Annotated in this window: 14 protein-coding genes and 2 tRNA genes; 5 read left to right on the top strand and 11 right to left on the bottom strand. The window is 71.2% G+C overall.

The window, feature by feature from the left end; all coding sequences use genetic code 11:
- Positions 1–258: 258 nt before the first annotated feature.
- A complete protein-coding gene (locus ABEB07_RS28945) occupies positions 259–2,883 on the bottom strand; it encodes a valine--tRNA ligase (RefSeq protein WP_176148951.1) in 2,625 nt (874 codons plus the stop codon).
- Between the two features lie 136 nt (positions 2,884–3,019).
- On the opposite strand from ABEB07_RS28945, the gene ABEB07_RS28940 reads away from it, so the two are divergent.
- The gene (locus ABEB07_RS28940; RefSeq protein WP_345671043.1) at positions 3,020–4,000 is read left to right on the top strand and encodes a hypothetical protein; all 981 of its coding nucleotides are present in this window, start codon (positions 3,020–3,022) and stop codon (positions 3,998–4,000) included.
- A gap of 67 nt (positions 4,001–4,067) precedes the next feature.
- On the opposite strand, the gene clpX is transcribed toward ABEB07_RS28940, so the two are convergent.
- From clpX to ABEB07_RS28915, 5 genes are all read right to left on the bottom strand, one after another.
- The gene (clpX, locus tag ABEB07_RS28935) at positions 4,068–5,354 is read right to left on the bottom strand and encodes an ATP-dependent Clp protease ATP-binding subunit ClpX (RefSeq protein WP_164585953.1); all 1,287 of its coding nucleotides are present in this window, start codon (positions 5,352–5,354) and stop codon (positions 4,068–4,070) included.
- Positions 5,355–5,522: 168 nt separating this feature from the next.
- Positions 5,523–6,203 (bottom strand): ATP-dependent Clp protease proteolytic subunit, encoded by a 681-nt coding sequence (locus ABEB07_RS28930; RefSeq protein ID WP_176148953.1) that lies wholly within the window; start codon positions 6,201–6,203, stop codon positions 5,523–5,525.
- Between the two features lie 151 nt (positions 6,204–6,354).
- Entirely contained in the window at positions 6,355–6,960 is a 606-nt protein-coding gene (locus ABEB07_RS28925; RefSeq protein WP_164585959.1) for an ATP-dependent Clp protease proteolytic subunit, read from the bottom strand.
- Between the two features lie 281 nt (positions 6,961–7,241).
- The gene (gene tig / locus ABEB07_RS28920) at positions 7,242–8,633 is read right to left on the bottom strand and encodes a trigger factor (RefSeq protein WP_345671042.1); all 1,392 of its coding nucleotides are present in this window, start codon (positions 8,631–8,633) and stop codon (positions 7,242–7,244) included.
- Positions 8,634–8,827: 194 nt separating this feature from the next.
- Positions 8,828–8,904, bottom strand: a tRNA-Pro gene (locus ABEB07_RS28915).
- 593 nt (positions 8,905–9,497) lie between these two features.
- Here ABEB07_RS28915 and ABEB07_RS28910 point away from each other — a divergent pair.
- Positions 9,498–9,568, top strand: a tRNA-Gly gene (locus tag ABEB07_RS28910).
- A 144-nt stretch (positions 9,569–9,712) separates the two neighbouring features.
- Here the strand turns inward: ABEB07_RS28910 and ABEB07_RS28905 are convergent.
- Positions 9,713–9,907: a hypothetical protein gene (locus tag ABEB07_RS28905; RefSeq protein WP_009188610.1), complete on the bottom strand. Its 195-nt coding sequence runs from the start codon at positions 9,905–9,907 to the stop codon at positions 9,713–9,715.
- A gap of 487 nt (positions 9,908–10,394) precedes the next feature.
- On the opposite strand from ABEB07_RS28905, the gene ABEB07_RS28900 reads away from it, so the two are divergent.
- The gene (locus ABEB07_RS28900) at positions 10,395–11,654 is read left to right on the top strand and encodes an acyltransferase family protein (protein WP_425589091.1); all 1,260 of its coding nucleotides are present in this window, start codon (positions 10,395–10,397) and stop codon (positions 11,652–11,654) included.
- A gap of 116 nt (positions 11,655–11,770) precedes the next feature.
- On the opposite strand, the gene ABEB07_RS28895 is transcribed toward ABEB07_RS28900, so the two are convergent.
- Positions 11,771–12,949, bottom strand: coding sequence for a PP2C family protein-serine/threonine phosphatase (locus tag ABEB07_RS28895; RefSeq protein WP_176148956.1), 1,179 nt, complete (start codon positions 12,947–12,949; stop codon positions 11,771–11,773).
- Positions 12,950–13,112: 163 nt separating this feature from the next.
- Here ABEB07_RS28895 and ABEB07_RS28890 point away from each other — a divergent pair, with 163 nt between their 5' ends.
- On the top strand, positions 13,113–14,351 hold the full coding sequence (locus ABEB07_RS28890; protein ID WP_345671039.1) for a GNAT family N-acetyltransferase: 1,239 nt from the start codon (positions 13,113–13,115) through the stop codon (positions 14,349–14,351).
- Positions 14,352–14,397: 46 nt separating this feature from the next.
- Here ABEB07_RS28890 and ABEB07_RS28885 read toward each other — a convergent pair whose 3' ends face one another.
- Positions 14,398–15,207: an Fpg/Nei family DNA glycosylase gene (locus ABEB07_RS28885; protein WP_345671038.1), complete on the bottom strand. Its 810-nt coding sequence runs from the start codon at positions 15,205–15,207 to the stop codon at positions 14,398–14,400.
- Positions 15,208–15,494: 287 nt separating this feature from the next.
- A complete protein-coding gene (locus tag ABEB07_RS28880) occupies positions 15,495–15,980 on the bottom strand; it encodes a ribose-5-phosphate isomerase (RefSeq protein ID WP_176148959.1) in 486 nt (161 codons plus the stop codon).
- Between the two features lie 216 nt (positions 15,981–16,196).
- Between ABEB07_RS28880 and ABEB07_RS28875 the strand changes: the two genes are divergently transcribed.
- Positions 16,197–17,672 (top strand): amino acid permease, encoded by a 1,476-nt coding sequence (locus ABEB07_RS28875; protein ID WP_345671037.1) that lies wholly within the window; start codon positions 16,197–16,199, stop codon positions 17,670–17,672.
- 74 nt (positions 17,673–17,746) lie between these two features.
- Here the strand turns inward: ABEB07_RS28875 and ABEB07_RS28870 are convergent, their stop codons facing one another.
- A complete protein-coding gene (locus ABEB07_RS28870) occupies positions 17,747–18,328 on the bottom strand; it encodes a biotin transporter BioY (RefSeq protein ID WP_345671036.1) in 582 nt (193 codons plus the stop codon).
- Between the last annotated feature and the right edge of the window lie 277 nt (positions 18,329–18,605).

Raw genomic sequence — 18,605 nt, 5'->3', positions numbered from 1 at the left:
GCGCGGGGCGCGGCGGCGGTCGGGGGTCGGCTCGTGGCGGGTCGGGCGCCGTGCCCGGGTGCGGGTCCGTTGTGGCCGGTCGCGCAGTTCCCCGCGCCCCTTACGGGGCCGGTGACCGCCCGCGCGAGGACGCGCCCCATAGGGGCGCGGGGAACTGCGCGCTCGGCCACGACGGACCCGCAGCGGAACACGCCCCCGAAGCACCCCCGAACCGACGAGGCCCCGGAGTCTCGAAGACTCCGGGGCCTCGTACCGCCGTTACGCCTGGGGCAGCCGCTCCAGTTGCGCGGTGAGCCGCGCGATGTCCTCCTCGGCCTTGGCCAGCCGCGTACGGATCTTCTCGACCACCTGATCGGGCGCCTTCGCCAGGAACGCCTCGTTGCCGAGCTTCCCGTTCGCCTGCGCCTTCTCCTTCTCGGCGGCCGCCAGGTCCTTCGCCAGCCGCTTGCGCTCCGCCGCCACGTCGATCGTGCCGGACAGGTCGAGGGCGACCTCGGCGCCGGCGACCGGCAGGGTGGCCGTCGCGGTGAAGGACTCGCCCTCCGGCTGGAGCCGCAGCAGCTGCCGGATGGCCGCCTCGTGCACCGCCAGCGCCGTACCGTCCAGGGACAGGCGGGCGGGGACCCGCTGGCCCGGCTGGAGGCCCTGGTCGGCGCGGAAGCGGCGGACCTCGGTGATGACGGACTGGAGCGTCTCGATCTCGCGCTCGGCGTCCGCGTCGCGGAAGCCGCTGTCGGCGGGCCACTGGGCGATCACGACCGACTCGCCGCCCGTGAGGGTGGTCCACAGCGTCTCGGTGACGAACGGGACGACCGGGTGCAGCAGCCGCAGCGTGACGTCCAGGACCTCGCCCAGGACCCGCTTGCTGACCTCGGCCGGCGCGCCGCCCGCCATGAAGACCGTCTTGGACAGCTCCACGTACCAGTCGAAGACCTCGTCCCACGCGAAGTGGAACAGCGTGTCCGACAGCTTGGCGAACTGGAAGTCGTCGTAGTACGCGTCGACTTCGGCGACGACGGAGTTGAGGCGGGACAGGATCCAGCGGTCCGTCGCCGACATCGCGGACCGCTCGGGCAGCGGGCCGTCCACCGTCGCGCCGTTCATCAGCGCGAAGCGGGTGGCGTTCCAGATCTTGTTGGCGAAGTTGCGCGAGCCCTGGACCCAGTCCTCGCCGATCGGGACGTCGACGCCCGGGTTGGCGCCGCGCGCCAGGGTGAAGCGGAGCGCGTCGGAGCCGTACTTGTCCATCCAGTCCAGCGGGTTGACCGCGTTGCCGAAGGACTTCGACATCTTCTTGCCGAACTGGTCGCGGACCATGCCGTGCAGGGCGATGGTGTGGAACGGCGGAGTGCCGTCCATCGCGTACAGGCCGAACATCATCATCCGGGCAACCCAGAAGAAGAGGATGTCGTAGCCGGTGACCAGGACGGAGTTCGGGTAGAACTTCGCGAGCGACTCGGTCCGCTCGGGCCAGCCCAGCGTGGAGAAGGGCCACAGGCCGGAGGAGAACCAGGTGTCCAGGACGTCGGTGTCCTGGTGCCAGCCCTCGCCGGTGGGCGCCTCGTCGTCGGGTCCGACGCAGACGACCTCGCCGTCGGGGCCGTACCAGACGGGGATGCGGTGGCCCCACCACAGCTGGCGCGAGATGCACCAGTCGTGGAGGTTGTCGACCCAGTCGAAGTAGCGCTTCTCCATCTCCTGCGGATGGATCTTGACCTTGCCCTCGCGGACCGCGTCGCCGGCCGCCTCGGCGAGCGGGCCGACCTTGACCCACCACTGCATGGACAGGCGCGGCTCGATGGTGGTCTTGCAGCGCGAGCAGTGGCCCACGGAGTGGACGTAGGGGCGCTTCTCGGCGACGATCCGGCCCTCGGCGCGCAGCGCGGCGACGATGGCGGAGCGGGCCTCCAGGCGGTCCAGTCCCTGGAAGGGGCCGTGGGCGGTGATGACGGCGTGCTCGTCCATCACGGCGATGGACGGCAGGTCGTGGCGCTGGCCGATCTCGAAGTCGTTCGGGTCGTGGGCGGGCGTCACCTTGACGGCGCCGGTGCCGAACTCCGGGTCGACGTGCTCGTCCGCGACGACCGGGATGGAGCGGTCGGTCAGCGGCAGCTTGATGAGCTTGCCGACCAGGTGCCGGTAGCGCTCGTCGTCGGGGTGGACGGCGACGGCGGTGTCGCCGAGCATCGTCTCCGCACGGGTGGTGGCGACGACGATGGTGTCGTCCCCCTCGCCGTACGTCATGGAGACCAGCTCGCCGTCGTCGTCCTGGTACTCCACCTCGATGTCGGAGATCGCGGTGAGGCAGCGCGGGCACCAGTTGATGATGCGCTCGGCGCGGTAGATCAGCTCGTCGTCGTAGAGGCGCTTGAAGATGGTCTGGACGGCCTGGGAGAGGCCCTCGTCCATGGTGAAGCGCTCACGCGACCAGGCGACGCCGTCGCCGAGGCGGCGCATCTGGCCGCTGATCTGGCCGCCGGACTCGGCCTTCCACTGCCAGACGCGGTCCACGAAGGCCTCGCGGCCCAGGTCATGGCGGGACTTGCCCTCCTTGGCCAGCTCGCGCTCGACGACGTTCTGGGTGGCGATGCCGGCGTGGTCCATGCCGGGCTGCCACAGCGTCTCGTGGCCCTGCATGCGCTTGCGGCGGGTGAGGGCGTCGATGAGCGTGTGCTCGAAGGCGTGGCCCAGGTGGAGCGAGCCCGTGACGTTCGGCGGCGGGATGACGACGGTGAACGGCGGCTTGTCGCTCTTCGCGTCCGCCTCGAAGTAACCCCGCTCCACCCAGCGCTCGTACAGCGGCCCCTCTACGTCGGCCGGCGCGTACTGGGTCGGCAGTTCGGTGTCGGGCGCTGGTGGCTGCTGCTGAGCGTTCTCGGTCACGCGCTCAGTTTAGAGGCGTCACGCCGCTGTCCCGAACCGCATTTGTTGTGTAACGGTGCGCACCCCGATGCCGTGGGGCCGGTGACTCTGCGCCAGGATGTCAGGAACACATAAGCATCTGGAGGGGAACCCAGTAATGAGCTACAACCAGCCGGGCCCGTACGGCGGGCAGCCCCAGCAGCCCGGACCGTACGGTCAGCCGGGCCCCTACGGCCAGCAGCCGCCGCAGGCGCCGCCCGCGCAGCCCGGCTACGGCTACCCCCAGCAGGCCCCTCCGCCGCAGCCGGGCTACGGCTACCCGCAGCAGGCCCCTCCGGCCCAGCCCGGTTACGGCTACCCGCAGCAGCCCCCGCAGGGCGTCCCGCCGCAGCAGCCGCCCTACGGCCAGCAGCCGCCCTACGGCCAGGTGCCGCAGCCCCCGGCGCCGTCCGGCGGCAAGAAGAAGACGGCTCTGATCATCGGCGCGGTGGCGGTCGTGGCGGCGATCGCGGTCGGCGCGTACCTCGTGATCGGCGGCGGCAGCGGCGGCGGCGGCTCGGTGGCCGACGACGGGCCGCACAAGCTGATCACCCCGGCGACGGTGCTCGGCGGCGAGTACAAGAAGAGCGACGACGCGGACGACTCCGAGGGCATGTCCAAGGACGACCTCAAGGACGCCGAGGCGTGGGGCGTGAAGAACCCCAAGGACGTCAGCGCGGGCTACGAGGCCGGTGAGGGCCTGACGGCGAAGATGCTCAGCTTCAGCGGCGTCTACGGCACCGTCGACGACCCGGAGAAGGTCGTCGACGCGATGTTCGCCTACCTCAAGAGCGAAGCCGCGAAGGACAAGGACGGCGAGAGCAAGGGCGAGCTGGAGGGCAGCCCGCAGAAGATGTCGCCGGCCGGCTTCGACCACGGCGTCATGAAGTGCCAGAACGCCAAGATAACCAACAAGGAGGCCGCGGCCGGCGCGCCGAAGGAGATGACCATGCCCATGTGCGTCTGGGCGGACCACAGCACGGTCGCCTACGTCCTGGCGATGGACGTGGCCCAGATGGCGACCGGCAAGAGCATCACCCTGGAGAACGCCGCCGATCTCACCGCCAAGCTGCGCGCGGACGTCCGCGTCAAGGCCTGACGCCCCGCGGTGTACACGGAAGGGGCCCCGGTCGTGCGACCGGGGCCCCTTCGCCGTGTGCGGGCGGCTACGCCGTCTTCTGCTCCCCCGGGCCCCGGCCGCGGGCGTCGCGCGGGATCAGGGTGGGGTTGACGTTGGAGTGGACGACGTCGGCGGTGATGACGACGCGGGCGACGTCCTTGCGGGACGGCACCTCGTACATCACCGACATCAGGACCTCCTCCATGATGGCGCGCAGACCGCGGGCGCCGGTCTGGCGGAGGATGGCCTGGTCGGCGATGGCCTCCAGGGCCTCGCGCTCGAAGTCCAGCTCCACGCCGTCGAGTTCGAACAGGCGCTGGTACTGCTTCATCAGGGCGTTGCGCGGCTCGACCAGGATCTTCAGCAGGGCCTCGCGGTCCAGGTTGTGCACGCTGGTGATCACCGGGAGGCGGCCGATGAACTCGGGGATCATGCCGAACTTGACCAGGTCCTCGGGCATGACGTCCTCGAACTGGTCCTTGGCCTCCAGCTCCCGCTTGGAGCGGATCGTCGCGCCGAAGCCGATGCCCTTGGCGCCGGCGCGGCCCTCGATGATCTTCTCCAGACCGGAGAAGGCGCCGCCCACGATGAACAGGACGTTCGTTGTGTCGATCTGGATGAACTCCTGGTGCGGGTGCTTGCGGCCGCCCTGCGGCGGCACCGAGGCCGTGGTGCCCTCCAGGATCTTCAGCAGCGCCTGCTGCACGCCCTCGCCGGAGACGTCGCGGGTGATCGACGGGTTCTCGCTCTTGCGGGCGACCTTGTCGATCTCGTCGATGTAGATGATCCCGGTCTCGGCCTTCTTGACGTCGTAGTCGGCCGCCTGGATCAGCTTCAGCAGGATGTTCTCGACGTCCTCGCCCACGTAGCCGGCCTCGGTCAGCGCGGTGGCGTCGGCGATGGCGAACGGCACGTTCAGCATCCGGGCCAGGGTCTGGGCCAGCAGGGTCTTGCCGGAGCCCGTGGGGCCGAGCAGCAGGATGTTCGACTTGGCCAGCTCGATGGCGTCCTCACGGCCCTGGCCGCCGCCGTTCTCGCCGGCCTGGACGCGCTTGTAGTGGTTGTAGACGGCCACGGACAGGGCCTTCTTGGCCGCCTCCTGGCCCACCACGTAGCCGTCGAGGAACTCGTAGATCTCGCGCGGCTTGGGCAGTTCCTCCCAGCGCACCTCGCTGGTCTCCGCGAGTTCTTCCTCGATGATCTCGTTGCAGAGGTCGATGCACTCGTCGCAGATGTACACACCGGGCCCTGCGATGAGCTTCTTGACCTGCTTCTGGCTCTTGCCGCAGAACGAGCACTTGAGCAGATCGCCGCCGTCACCGATGCGTGCCACGGTGTGCTTCCCCTTCGCCTGGGAGACGACTGGACGCGTACGGTCCAGCGGCTCCTGGTGCTGCCTTATGTCGACGGTACCTTGCCGGGCCCCCCGTCCGGGCCCCCCTTGGCACGGTTCACTTCGACGTGACCGTGCCAAAGGGCGCCGGGCGGCCCGGCGCCCGCGTCAGCGGACGGAGGCGTTGTTCATCTTGCGGGTCGAGATGATCTGGTCGATCAGCCCGTAGGACAGCGCCTCCTCGGCCGTGAGGATCTTGTCGCGCTCGATGTCCTCGCGGATCTTCTCGACCGGGGTGGTGGAGTGCTTGGCCAGCATCTCCTCCAGCTGCGAACGCATCCGGAGGATCTCGTTGGCGGCGATCTCCAGGTCGGAGACCTGGCCGCGGCCGGTCTCGCTGTAGGGCTGGTGGATCAGCACGCGCGCGTTGGGCAGCGCCATGCGCTTGCCCGGCGTGCCGGCCGCCAGCAGGATCGCGGCGGCGGAGGCCGCCTGGCCCATGCACACCGTCTGGATGTCGGGCTTCACGAACTGCATCGTGTCGTAGATGGCCGTGAGCGCCGTGAAGGAACCGCCGGGGCTGTTGATGTAGACCGAGATGTCCCGGTCGGGGTCCATCGACTCCAGGCACAGCAGCTGCGCCATGACGTCGTTGGCCGAGGCGTCGTCGATCTGGACGCCGAGGAAGATCACGCGCTCCTCGAACAGCTTCGCGTACGGGTCGTACTCGCGCACGCCCTGGGAGGTGCGCTCGACGAAGCGCGGGATCACGTAGCGGGACTCGGCCGAGGGGCCGGTGTATTCGGCGCGCGGCCGGGCGTAGAGGCCGCTGCCGGGGAAGTCGTTCACGATGTCTCCTGGAAAAGGGCTGGGCGGTCGGCTGAGGGGCTGGCGGGCCGCACGCGGCCGGTGGAGCGGCCGTGGCGGTCGTCGGGGTCCGCTGGACGGCCGGGGCCGGTGCGAGCGCCGCTCAGGGGCGCTGCGGCCCGCTGGGGGCGGCTCAGGCCCCGGTGCCGCCGCCGCCCGGCATGCCGGTGGCCGAGGTGATGACGTCGTCGATCAGGCCGTAGTCCTTGGCCTCGTAGGCGTCGAACCAGCGGTCGCGGTCCGAGTCGCGGGTGATCTGCTCGAACGACTGGCCGGTGTGCTGGGAGGTCAGCTCGGCCATCCGCCGCTTGGTGTGCAGCAGCCGCTCGGCGTGGATCTTGATGTCCGAGGCCGAGCCGGCGAGGCCGGCGGACGGCTGGTGGATCAGGATCTCGGCGTTCGGCAGGGCGAAGCGCTTGCCCGGGGTGCCCGCGCTGAGCAGGAACTGGCCCATCGAGGCGGCGAGACCCATGGCGATGGTCACCACGTCGTTCTTGATGTACTGCATGGTGTCGTAGATCGCCATGCCGGCCGTGATGGAGCCGCCGGGGCTGTTGATGTACAGGTAGATGTCCTTGTCCGGGTCGGCGGCAAGGAGCAGCAGCTGTGCGGTGATCTTGTTGGCGATGTCGTCGTCGACCGGCTGGCCGAGGAAGATGATCCGCTCGCCCAGCAGCCGGTTGTAGACCTGGTCGCCGAGGCCGCCACCGATGGAGGGCTCGCCGGCGGCGGAGGGCATCAGATTCGTCACGTATCCACCTGCTCGTCTTACGACGGCGCCGGGCCGTCTCACGTGTACTGCCGGGGCGTGGGGCCGTCCGGCGGTGCTCGGGGACTCCCCTGCCCTCGTATTCATGGACCCTAACGCGCGGGTCCCTTCGGGGAATCCCGCTGAGGGGGGTGTTCGCCGGGGGCGTAGCGCGCGGGCCCCGGTCCGCGGGGGCCGGGTACGGCGACGGGCCCTGGGGAGCAGCTCCCCAGGGCCCATCGTACGTACGTCAAGAGCGACGCGCGGCCGGATCAGGCCTCGGTCTTCTCCTCGCCCTCGCCCTCGGCGGCGTCGGCGGTCGCGGCCTCGGCGGCCTCGGCCGTCTCGTCGTCCTCGTCCTCCAGGTCGACGACCTCGCCGTTGGTGTCCTTCACGGTCGCGGCCTCGACCACGACGGCCAGGGCCTTGCCGCGGGCGACCTCGCCGACGAGCAGCGGAACCTGGTTCTGCTGGACGACGGCCTGCGCGAACTCGTCGGGCGACATGCCGGAGGAGGCGGCGCGGCGCATGAGGTGCTCGGTGAGCTCCTCCTGGTTGACGCCCAGCTTCTCCTTGTTGACCAGCTCGTCCAGGACGAACTGGGTCTTGATGCCCTTGACCGCGGCCTCGCGGGTCTCGGTGTCGAACTCCTCGGCGGTCTTGCCCTGGATCTCCAGGTACTTGTCGAGGGTGAGACCCATCTGGCCGAGCTGGTGGTGCTCGAGGTTGTGCTTGCGGGTGTTGATCTCGTCCTCGAGCAGCTTCTCGGGGACGGGCACCTCGACCAGCTCGAGCAGCTTGTCCAGGACGCGCTCCTGGGCCTGCGTGGCCTGGTCGTACTGCTTCATGTTCTCCAGGCGCTTGCGGCTGTCGGCCCGAAGCTCGTCGAGGGTGTCGAACTCGGAGGCGAGCTGCGCGAAGTCGTCGTCCAGCTCCGGCAGTTCGCGGGCGGCGACCTGGCTGACCTTGACGGTGACCTCGGCCTCCTTGCCGGCCGCCGAGCCGCCCTTCAGCTCGGAGGTGAAGGTGGCCTCGCCACCGGCCTCCAGGCCCTTCACGGCGTCGTCGATGCCGTCCAGCAGCTCACCGGAGCCGATGGTGTAGGACACGCCGTTGGCGATGCCGTCCTCCAGCACCTCGCCGTCGACCTTGGCCTCCAGGTCGATGGTGACGACGTCGCCTTCCTCGGCGGCGCGCTCGACCGGGGAGGTGGAGGCGAAGCGCTCGCGCAGCTGCTCGACCGCCTTCTCCACGTCCTCGTCGCTCACCTCGACGGCGTCGACCTCGACCTCGATGCCGGAGTAGTCCGGGATCTCGACGGTCGGGCGGACGTCCACCTCGGCGGTGAAGTTCAGCGTCTCGCCGTCCTTCAGCTCGGTGATGTCGACCTCGGGCTGGCCCAGCGGGTTCAGCTCCGCGTCGTTGACGGCCTCGGTGTAGAACTTCGGGAGGGCGTCGTTGACGGCCTCCTCCAGCACCGCACCGCGGCCGAAGCGCTGGTCGATGACCCGGGCCGGGATCTTGCCCTTGCGGAAGCCCTTCACCGTGACCTGCTGGTTGATCTTCTTGTACGCCGCGTCGAGGCTGTCCTTGAGCTCCTCGAAGGGCACCTCGACAGTGAGCCGAACCCGAGTCGGGTTCAGGGTCTCCACGGCGCTCTTCACGGTTCGGTCTCCTTGTGGCTGACTTCTTGGTTTCTGCCGGGGCCTGACAGGTCCGGCAAATTCGCCGCCCGGAGGAGTTCGTAGGTCCTGGGACCTAGGAGCGGACACACGGGCGCGCAGCTTGCATAGTAACCGGAGCCGCTCGGCGCCCCAAAAGGCGATCAGGCGAGATGCGCCGACCGGAGGCCGGCGGGTGGTCGGGGTGGCGGGATTTGAACCCACGGCCTTCCGCTCCCAAAGCGGACGCGCTACCAAGCTGCGCCACACCCCGTCTGGTGCGAGACGTAGGGTACATGCCCGCAGCCAGTGCGACCGCCCCATTTCACCGAGCGTCCTGGTGCGCGGACCGGCACGGCGGGCGCGCGCCGAGTTCCCCCGCACGCCCGCGCGACGCGGATAGGGGCGGGAGACGAGGGGCGCCCGAGTGGCGCGAACCCACCGCCCGGCACGCCGGGCGCGCGCGCCTGCCGCGAGCCGCCCGGGAACGCCGGGGGTGCGCAGGGGGCGCCGGGTGGTGCGCGCCGGGCGCGACGGGCGGCGGGGGCGCGGTGTCGCTGCGGGGGCGCGTGTCGGGGGGTGTCGCGGCGGGGCTGCGTGTCGGGGGGTGTCGCGGTTCGGTGGCCGACGGGTCCGTGGCAGGTGCGGCGGCGTGCGCGGGAGGAGGCCGTGGTGTGCGCCGGACGAGGCCGTCGTGTGCGCCGGACGGGTGAGCGGGGTCGCTTCGGCGGGCGCCGCGGGGTGCGCGGCCGGGGCGGATCGACGCCTGGGCCCGGCGGTGCGGAGGAAGGGGTGTGCGGTGAGCGCGTACGACCCGCTACGATGCCTTGTGTGCCGCGGTCACCCGACCAGCGGCGCGCTCTGTGTGCGGGCGTAGCTCAATGGTAGAGCCCCAGTCTTCCAAACTGGCTACGCGGGTTCGATTCCCGTCGCCCGCTCTGTACGGCTCAGGGCCGGGTCCGAGGTTCGCTCCTCGGACCCGGCCCTGAGTGTTTCCCGGCGGTCGTCCCGTGCGGGCCGGGCTACGGGCACGCCGGGTCCGGGCGGCGGTGCCGCCCGTGCCGCCGGCCCGGCCGGCGCTGTCAGAACCTGATCTGGTTGATCGTGTCCGCTATCGAGTTCATGAAGCGGTTGATCGACGGGGCCATGCCGGTGGAGGCCAGGAAGAAGCCGAAGAGCACGGCGACGATGGCCGGGCCGGCCTTGATGGACCCTCCTCGGAGCAACACCACCAGGATGATCGCCAACAGCAGCACCACAGACAGTGAAATGGCCACACTGATCACACCCTCGGTCGGTACGCTCTCCCGCCCGGAGGCCGTCCCCGCGCCCCCGCTGGAACCATCGTGCCACCAAGTGGGCCCACTTATGCGGCCGCTGACGCATCATCGGTACGGACCTGCGTCCCGGACACCACCCGCCCCAGGGCGCCAACGCCGCTCGGGGCTCATCGCGCGACTGAATTCAGCGCGTGTTCACGCCACGCCCGGCCGACGGTTCCGGGCATTTCCGTTTCGATATCCGCACAACGCGTCCGCAGATATTCCGAATCGGCGGCGCGAACGGGCCGGGATGGCGCAACTCGTCGTGATGAATCCGGACATCAAGGACGTTGATGCTGTGCGGGAACGGCGGTGACGGTGTGTCGATCCTCACCCGGCGGTCACATTTCCCGCGTCGAATGCGGGGTACGCGCCGGGAGCGGGCGGAGATCGCCGCCCGGGGTTTCCGGCGCCGGCGGTGGACAGCGCTAGGGTGCCTCAGATGTTCCACGCTGCCTCGTCCCCCGGCCAGAACAGAACACCCCTCCCCCCGGCGCGGTCATCGGCGCCGGGATTGCCCGCCCCGCGCAGACCCGTCGAAAGCGGCGGCGCCGCGCATCAGCGCGACCCGTTCTTCGACAATGCCAAGTACCTGGCGATCGTGCTGGTGGCCGTCGGCCATTCCTGGGCCACGATCGAGAACGGCAGCCGGACGCTGTCGGCGGCTTACGACGTCGTCTATGTCTTCCACATGCCGGCGTTCATCATCATCTCCGGTTACTTCTCCCGGAATTTCGACTCCCGTCCGGACCGGATGAAGCGGCTGATCACCGGCGTCGCCGTGCCGTACGTCATCTTCGAGACGGCGTATTCACTCTTCCGTATTCACGTCGGTCACTCCGGCGGTGACGACATCAGCCTGCTCTCGCCCTGGTACCTCACCTGGTTCCTGTGCGCCCTGTTCGTCTGGCGGCTGACCGCGCCCGTGTGGCGGCTGGTGCGCCATCCGCTGCCGGTCGCCCTCGGCATCGCCGCGCTCGCGTCGTTCACCCCCGCGATGGGCTCCGACCTGGAGTTGCAGCGCGTCCTGCAGTTCCTGCCGTGCTTCGTGCTCGGTCTGTGCCTGCGGCCGGAGCACTTCCGGCTGGTGCGCCGCCGCTCGGTGCGGATCGCGGCGGCGCCGGTGTTCGCGGCGGCCCTCGCGCTCGCGTGGTGGAGCGAGCCGCGGACGACCTCGGCGTGGGTCTACCGCAACAGCGCCGCGCAGGACCTGGGCGCGCCCTGGTGGGCCGGGCCGGTCATGGTGCTGGCGCTGTTCGCCGCCTCGGTCGTGCTGACCGCCTGCTTCTTCGCCTGGGTGCCGGGCCGGCGCACCTGGTTCACCGTGCTCGGCACGGGCACGCTGTGCGGCTATCTGCTGCACGGCTTCCTGATCAAGGGGGCCCTGTACGCGGGCTGGCTCGACGCGGCCTGGCTGCACCGGCCGCTGGGCGCGCTGCTCGTCACCGTCGTCGCGGCGGCCGGGATGACCCTGCTGTGCACCGGGCCCGTCCGGCGGGCGTTCCGGGGCGTCATGGAGCCGAGGATGGAGTGGGCCTTCCGCCGCGAGGCCGTCCCGGCGACCGGGGAGCGCGGACAGGGCGCGGGCCACGGTACCGGTACCGGTATCAGTGCCGGTGCCGGTCCGGGGCACGGCTCCGGTTCCGGTTCCGGTTCCGAAGCGGCGATACCGGCGGTGGCCGTGGGAGCTTCGGCTCGCTGAGCCGTCGGGGGCCGCTGGGACGTCGGCGGCCCCGCTGGCGGCAGGGGCCCGCTTCGGGTGGGTCGGGTGGGGGGCGGCCTGCCCGGGGCGGGCGGCCGCCTCGGAGCGGGGCCCGGTCAGTGGGCCGCGGTGGCCGTCGGGCCCTCGCGGCAGATCAGGAGCAGGGCCCGGTCGTCGTTGACGTCCTTGGCCACGGCCTCGATCAGGTGCCAGGCCGCCCCGTGGAATCCGCCCGCGACATAGCGGTCGGCCTCGCCGGTGAGGCGGTCGATGCCCTCGGCGATGTCCCGGTCGGACGTCTCCACCAGGCCGTCGGTGAACAGCATCAGGACGTCGCCGGGTCGCAGCGAGCCCTTGACCGGGTCGAACTGGGCGCCGTCGTACACCCCGAGGAGCGGGCCCTCGGCGGCCTTCTCCTCCCAGCGGCCGGTGCCCGCGCTGAGCTGGAGGCCCGGCGGGTGTCCCGCGGAGTACAGCTCGTAGTCGCCGGAGTCCAGGTCCAGCACCAGGTGGATGGAGGTCGCGAAGCCCTCCTCCCAGTCCTGGCGCAGCAGATAGCCGTTGGCGGCGGGCAGGAACGCGTGCGGGGGCAGGCTGCCCACCAGGCCGCCGAACGCGCCGGACAGCAGCAACGCCCGCGAACCGGCGTCCATGCCCTTGCCGGACACGTCGGTGAGGACGACCTCCAGGGTGCGGCCGCCGCCGGTGCGCGCCGCGACCACGAAGTCGCCGGAGAAGGACTGGCCGCCGGCCGGGCGCAGCGCCATCTCGTGGTGCCAGCCGCCTGGCAGCTGGGGCAGCTTGCTCTGCACCCGGATGCGTTCGCGCAGGTCGAACAGCATGGTGCCGCCGCGCCGCCAGGGCACGCCGACCCGGCTGCGGAACTGGGCGATCAACAGCCCGAAGAAGCCGCAGGCGGCGACCACCAGCACCACGCCGGGGGTCACCCGGGAGGGGCCCTCGGTGTACGGGCCGAGCCGCACCGACTCCACGATCAGCGCCGTGGCCGCCGCCGCGTACAGGCCGAGCAGGCTGGCCGGGCGCAGCAGCAGACCGCCGGCGACGATGGGCAGCACCAGCGCGACCGGGGAGAACCACACGGAGTCGAGCAGGGTCAGGGCCGCGATCACCGGGACCGTCACCAGCAGTCCGCCGAGCGCGATCCAGTCCGAGCCGTCGCCGCGGAAGTAGTCGACGGCGGCTCGGCGCACGCCGACGCGGGCCCGGTGCCACTGCATCTTCCACCGGGCCGTGAACGTCTCGGCTTCCGCGCGCCGCTGTCGTCCTGCTGCCATTAGTTCGGGACCCTATCCATCGGACCCGCCGCTTGGCACGGGAGGTCCGACTTATCCCCCGTCCGGGGCCGGACTTCACAGTGAACTCCATGAGCGGCCGACGCGCCGCACCCCGGACCAAATTCGTTCGCCCGCCCTCTGCCGCCCTGGTAGGCATGGGCGCATGGCTACGGAATCCGTATTCGGGACGAGGGTGCTGCGGCGGGACGAGTGGGACACCTGGTACGACCACCTGGTCCGTGCCTTCGGTGGGACCTCGGCGCCGGAGGAACGGGAACTGGACCGCTCCCTGACCGAGTACGACCGCTCCCTGGGCGTCTGGGACGGTGACGTGTGCGTGGGGTCGGCGGGGGCGTTCACCTTCCGGGTGACCGTGCCCGGCGGGAGCCCGGTGCCGGCGGCCGGCGTCACGATGGTCGGCGTGGCCGCCACGCACCGGCGGCGCGGGGTGCTGACGTCCCTGATGCGGCGGCAGTTGGACGACGTACGGTCCTGGGGCGAGCCGCTGGCGCTGCTGACCGCCTCCGAGCCGGCGATCTACGGCCGGTTCGGGTACGGCGCGGCGACCTTCCAGCTGGACGCCGACATCGACACCGCCCGCGCGGGGCTGTCCGTCCCGGCCGGCACGGACGAGGTCCGGGTGCGGTACGCGGCGCCCGCCGAGGTGCTCGACGCGTGCGAGGCGGTGTACGCGCGCCTGGTGCCGCAGCGGCCGGGGATGCTGGCCCGGCAGCCGGGCTGGGAACGGGGGCGGCTGCTCGACCCCGAGAGCTGGCGGGACGGCGCGTCGTCGCTGCTGTGCGTGGTGGCCGAGCGGGACGGCGAGATCACCGGATACGCCCGCTACCGGACCAAGCTCGGCTGGGGCGACGACGGGCACGACGGGACGCTGACCCTGGACGACCTGGCCGCGCTCGACCCGGCGACCGACGCGGCGCTGTGGCGGTTCCTGTTCGGCGTCGACCTGATGACGACGCTGGCGGTGCGCAACCGGCCGGTCGACGACGCCTGGCAGTACCTGGTGACCGACATCCGGCGGTGCCGGACCCGGCTGCGGGACTCGCTGTACGTACGGCTGGTCGACGTCGGGGCGGCGCTGGCCGCGCGGACGTATCAGGCGCCGGTGGACGTGGTGTTCGAGGTCGAGGACGCGTTCTGCCCCTGGAACGGGGGGCGGTGGCGGCTGAGCGGGGACGCGAAGGGGGCGTCGTGCGAGCGGACGTCCGATCCCGCGGATCTGGCGCTGTCGGTACGGGAGTTGGGGGCGGCGTACCTCGGCGGGGTGCCGCTCGCGGGGCTGGCGGCGGCCGGGCGGGTGCGGGAGGTGCGGCGCGGGGCGCTCGCGGAGGCGTCGGTGGGGTTCGGGTCGGCGGTGGCGCCCTGGCTGCCGCACGGGTTCTAGGGCGGCGGTGCGGGGGTCCGCGGGGCGGTTCGGGGGCTTGCGGGGGTCAGCGCTGTTGGCAGGTGGGGCACCAGAAGAGGTTGCGGGCCGCCAGGTCGGCGGTGCGGATGCCGTCGCCGCAGAGGTGGCAGGGCATGGCGGTACGGCGGTAGACGTACACCTCGCCGCCGTGGTCGTCCACGCGGGGCGGGCGGCCCATCGCCTCGGGGGTGTGCTCGGGGCGGACGGTGTCGATGCGGTTGGCGCGGACTCCGTCGCGCATGAGGGCGACGAGGTCGCTCCAGAGGGCCTGCCACTCGGCGGGGGTGATGTCCCGGCCGGGGCGGTACGGGTCGATGCCGTGCCGGAAGAGGACTTCGGCGCGGTAGACGTTGCCGACGCCGGCGATGACCTTCTGGTCCATCAGCAGCGCGGCGATCGTGGTGCGGCTGCGGCGGACGCGGGCGTAGGCGGCCGCCGGGTCGGCGTCGGGGCGCAGGGGGTCGGGGCCGAGGCGGTCGTGTATCGCCTGCTTCTCGGCCTCGGTGATCAGGGCGCAGGTGGTGGGGCCGCGGAGGTCCACGTACGAGAGGCTGTCGGCGAGGCGGAGGCGGACGGTGTCCGTGGGCGGGGGCGCGGGGGCGTCGCCGAAGGTGACCTTGCCGAAGAGGCCGAGGTGGATGTGGACCCAGTCGGCTTCCCTGAAGCGGAGGAAGAGGTGCTTGCCGTGGGCCTCGGTGCGGGTGAGGGCGCCTCCGGTGATGAGGTCGGCGGCGTCGGAGAACTTGCCCTGGGGGCTGGTCGCCGTGGGGGCGCCGCCCTGGAAGCGGGCGGCGTAGTCCTGGGCCAGGCGGTGGATCGTGTGCCCTTCTGGCACGGTGCGGTGTCCTTTTCTGCCGTGGTTGCTTCGCCCTCGGTGGGGGCGGGGCACCGTTCCCGGGCTGCGCCCGGACCTCCTTCGCCCACCCGCCCGCCCGACTCGGCAGCGGCAGGAGGCGCCGTCCCCGGGGCTCCGCCCCGGCCCCCGCTCTCCCACCCACCCACCCGACTCGGGAGTGAGAACGCGAGCCGTCCCGGCTCGGCAGGGGGGCGGGGCTGCGCCCCGGCCCCCTGCGGGGGCTCCGCCCCCTGCTTCCCCGAGAGGGTAGGGCGGGGTGGGGAGCGTTACTGCTGGGGGTGGTGGGGCGGGATCGGGGGGAGGTCGCCTGTTGTCTCGTAGGACGTGAGCATGTCGATGCGGCGGATGTGGCGCTCGTCGCCGGAGAAGGGGGTGGCCAGGAAGGTCTCGACGAACTTCGTGGCCTCCTCCTGCGTGTGCATGCGCGCGCCGACGGCGACGACGTTGGCGTTGTTGTGCTGGCGGCCGAGGGAGGCGGTCTCCTCGCTCCAGGCGAGGGCCGCGCGGACCCCCTTGACCTTGTTCGCGGCGATCTGCTCGCCGTTGCCGGAGCCGCCGATCACGATGCCGAGGGAGTCCGGGTCGCCGGCCGTGCGCTCAGCCGCGCGCAGGCAGAAGGGCGGGTAGTCGTCCTGGGCGTCGTAGAGGTGCGGCCCGCAGTCGACGGGCTCGTGTCCCGCCGTCTTGAGCCACTCGACGAGGTGGTTCTTGAGTTCGAAGCCGGCATGGTCGGAGCCGAGATACACGCGCATGCTCCGAGTGTGTCACGCCGGGTCGCGGGCAGACGCCCCGGGTGGTGACTTAGCACACTCCTCTCAAGAATGTGAGCGAAACTACAGACCTCAAGGAAACCTCAAGTAACAATTACATTTCGAAGGTTCACGAATTCCTTGGCCTCCGATTCACTGGACCGACTCGTGCACCGCTCGTACGAGAACTCGCTCACCCGGCGTAAGGAATAACCGTCCATGACCTCGCAGTCGACCCTGCCGAAGGCTGGAAGCGGCCAGACAAGCCCCGACGGACACGGTTCGGGACTTCAGGCCGGACTCAAGAACCGCCATCTTTCGATGATCGCCATCGGAGGCGTCATCGGCGCCGGCCTTTTCGTCGGCTCCAGTACCGGTATCGCCACCGCCGGACCCGGCATCCTCCTGTCGTACGCCCTCGTCGGCACGCTCGTCGTCCTCGTGATGCGCATGCTCGGCGAGATGTCCGCCGCCAACCCCACCTCCGGCTCCTTCTCCGCGCACGCCGACCGCGCGCTCGGCAGCTGGGCCGGTTTCTCCATCGGCTGGCTGTACTGGTTCTTCTGGGTCGTGGTGCTCGCGGTGGAGGCCACCGCCGGCGCCAAGATCCTCTCCGGCTGGGTGCCCGCCGTACCGCAGTGGGGCTGGGCCCTCATCGTGATGCTGGTGCTGACCGCCACCAACCTGATCTCCGTCGGCTCCTACGGCGAGTTCGAATTCTGGTTCGCCGGGATCAAGGTCGTCGCGATCGGCGCGTTCATCGTCGTCGGCCTGCTCGCCATCTTCGGCGTGCTGCCCGGCGTCCACACCGACCAGGCGTCCTTCGGCAATCTCACCGATCACGGCGGATTCCTGCCGCACGGGCCCGGTTCCATCCTCACCGGTGTGCTGCTGGTCGTCTTCTCCTTCATGGGCAGCGAGATCGCCACCCTCGCCGCCGGCGAGTCCGAGGACCCGCAGCGCGCGGTCACCAAGTCGACCAACAGCATCATCTGGCGCATCGGCGTCTTCTACCTCGGTTCGATCCTCGTCGTCGTCTCCCTGATCCCCTGGGACGACAAGGCGGTCACCGACAAGGGCTCCTACGTCGCCGCCCTGGACTCCCTCGGCATCGCGCACGCCGGTCAGATCATGAACTTCATCGTGCTGACCTCGGTGCTGTCCTGTCTCAACTCCGGCCTGTACACCGCCTCCCGGATGGCGTTCTCGCTCGGCGGACGCGGTGACGCGCCGAAGGCGTTCGCCCGCACCACCTCGCGCGGTGTGCCGCGGACCGCGATCCTCGTGTCGGTGGCCTTCGGCTTCGTCGCGGTGTTCTTCAACTACAAGTTCCCGGACACCGTCTTCCTCTTCCTGGTCAACTCCTCCGGCGCGGTCGCCCTGTTCGTGTGGCTGGCGATCTGCTTCTCGCAGCTGCGGATGCGGCGGATCATCCAGCGCGAGGCGCCCGAGAAGCTGGTCGTGAAGATGTGGCTGTACCCGTACCTGACCTGGGCGGCGGCCGCGCTGATCGTCTTCGTCCTCGGCTACATGCTCACCGACACCGAGCACGACGGGCGCGAGACCGTGCTGCTGTCGCTGCTGGTGGCGGCGGTGGTGCTGGTGATCGCCTTCGTCAAGCAGAAGCTCGACCGCGACCGCCGGGCCGCGGCCGCCGAGCCGGCCGGTGCGGCCGAGGAGGTCTCGGCCGGCTGATCCCGTCCGGTCCACAAAGCGGTGGAGGGAGCCCCCGGGGGCTCCCTCCACCGCGTTTTTCCGCCGCGTACGGCTCAGCGCTTGCCGGCCAGCTTCCAGGCCGCGGGCAGCGCGCCCATCGCCAGGGCGGCCTTCAGGGCGTCGCCGATCAGGAACGGGGTGAGGCCCGCGGCGATCGCGGCGGACGCGGACATGCCGGTCGACAGGGCCAGGTACGGCACGCCGACGGCGTAGATGATCGCCTCACCCAGGACCATCGTGGCGGCCGTGCGCCACACGCCGCGGTCGGCGCCGCGGCGGGCCAGCGCGCCGACGACGGTGGCGGCCAGCAGCATGCCGAGGACGTAGCCGAAGGACGGCGCGCCCGCGCCCGAGCCGCCCTCCGCGAACCACGGCACGCCCGCGACGCCCGCGACCGCGTACAGCGCGAGGGCGATCAGGCCGCGGCCGGCGCCCAGCGAGGTGCCCACGAGCAGCGCGGCGAAGGTCTGGCCGGTCACCGGGACCGGGGAGCCCGGCACCGGGACGGCGATCTGCGCGGCGATTCCGGTGAGCGCGGCGCCGCCGAGCACGAGGGCGACGTCCCGGACGCGGGAGGCGGGCAGCAGGTCGGCGAGGACCTGGCCGGTGCGGACTGGGGCGGCGGCGGTGCTCATGGGGTCTCCGCGAGGGTGAGGGCAGTGGGGAACATCGTGACGCTATCGCGGCGCACCGTGACGGATCACCGTCAACGCTCGACAAAGGCCCGCGCGGGACGTTGGTGAACTCCGTACAAAGAGAGGCGGTTACACCCGGTGCGGAGTGACCCCGGTCACTGAGGTCGTGTGGCCGGGGCGACGGGAGGCGCCCTCGGCCGCTCTGTAGGGAACCGCCAAAGGCGGCTGGAGCAGCCGACCCGCGGCCGGCCCGCCGTCCTCGCCCCGCCGCCCGCCG

It is taken from the genome of Streptomyces similanensis (assembly GCF_039543625.1).
GTDB lineage: Bacteria > Actinomycetota > Actinomycetes > Streptomycetales > Streptomycetaceae > Streptomyces > Streptomyces similanensis.
Note: the sequence above shows the minus strand (reverse complement) of the source record. Positions and strands in the feature narration are given on the sequence as shown.

Excerpts from the sequence above, each read along its gene's own strand:
- ABEB07_RS28925 (WP_164585959.1), bottom strand. The coding sequence starts at position 6,960 with ATGCCCTCCGCCGCCGGCGAGCCCTCCATCGGTGGCGGCCTCGGCGAC.
- ABEB07_RS28880 (WP_176148959.1), bottom strand. The coding sequence starts at position 15,980 with ATGCGCGTGTATCTCGGCTCCGACCATGCCGGCTTCGAACTCAAGAAC.
- ABEB07_RS28895 (WP_176148956.1), bottom strand. The coding sequence starts at position 12,949 with ATGGCAGCAGGACGACAGCGGCGCGCGGAAGCCGAGACGTTCACGGCC.
- ABEB07_RS28890 (WP_345671039.1), top strand. The coding sequence starts at position 13,113 with ATGGCTACGGAATCCGTATTCGGGACGAGGGTGCTGCGGCGGGACGAG.
- ABEB07_RS28875 (WP_345671037.1), top strand. The coding sequence starts at position 16,197 with ATGACCTCGCAGTCGACCCTGCCGAAGGCTGGAAGCGGCCAGACAAGC.
- ABEB07_RS28940 (WP_345671043.1), top strand. The coding sequence starts at position 3,020 with ATGAGCTACAACCAGCCGGGCCCGTACGGCGGGCAGCCCCAGCAGCCC.
- ABEB07_RS28870 (WP_345671036.1), bottom strand. The coding sequence starts at position 18,328 with ATGAGCACCGCCGCCGCCCCAGTCCGCACCGGCCAGGTCCTCGCCGAC.
- ABEB07_RS28900 (WP_425589091.1), top strand. The coding sequence starts at position 10,395 with ATGTTCCACGCTGCCTCGTCCCCCGGCCAGAACAGAACACCCCTCCCC.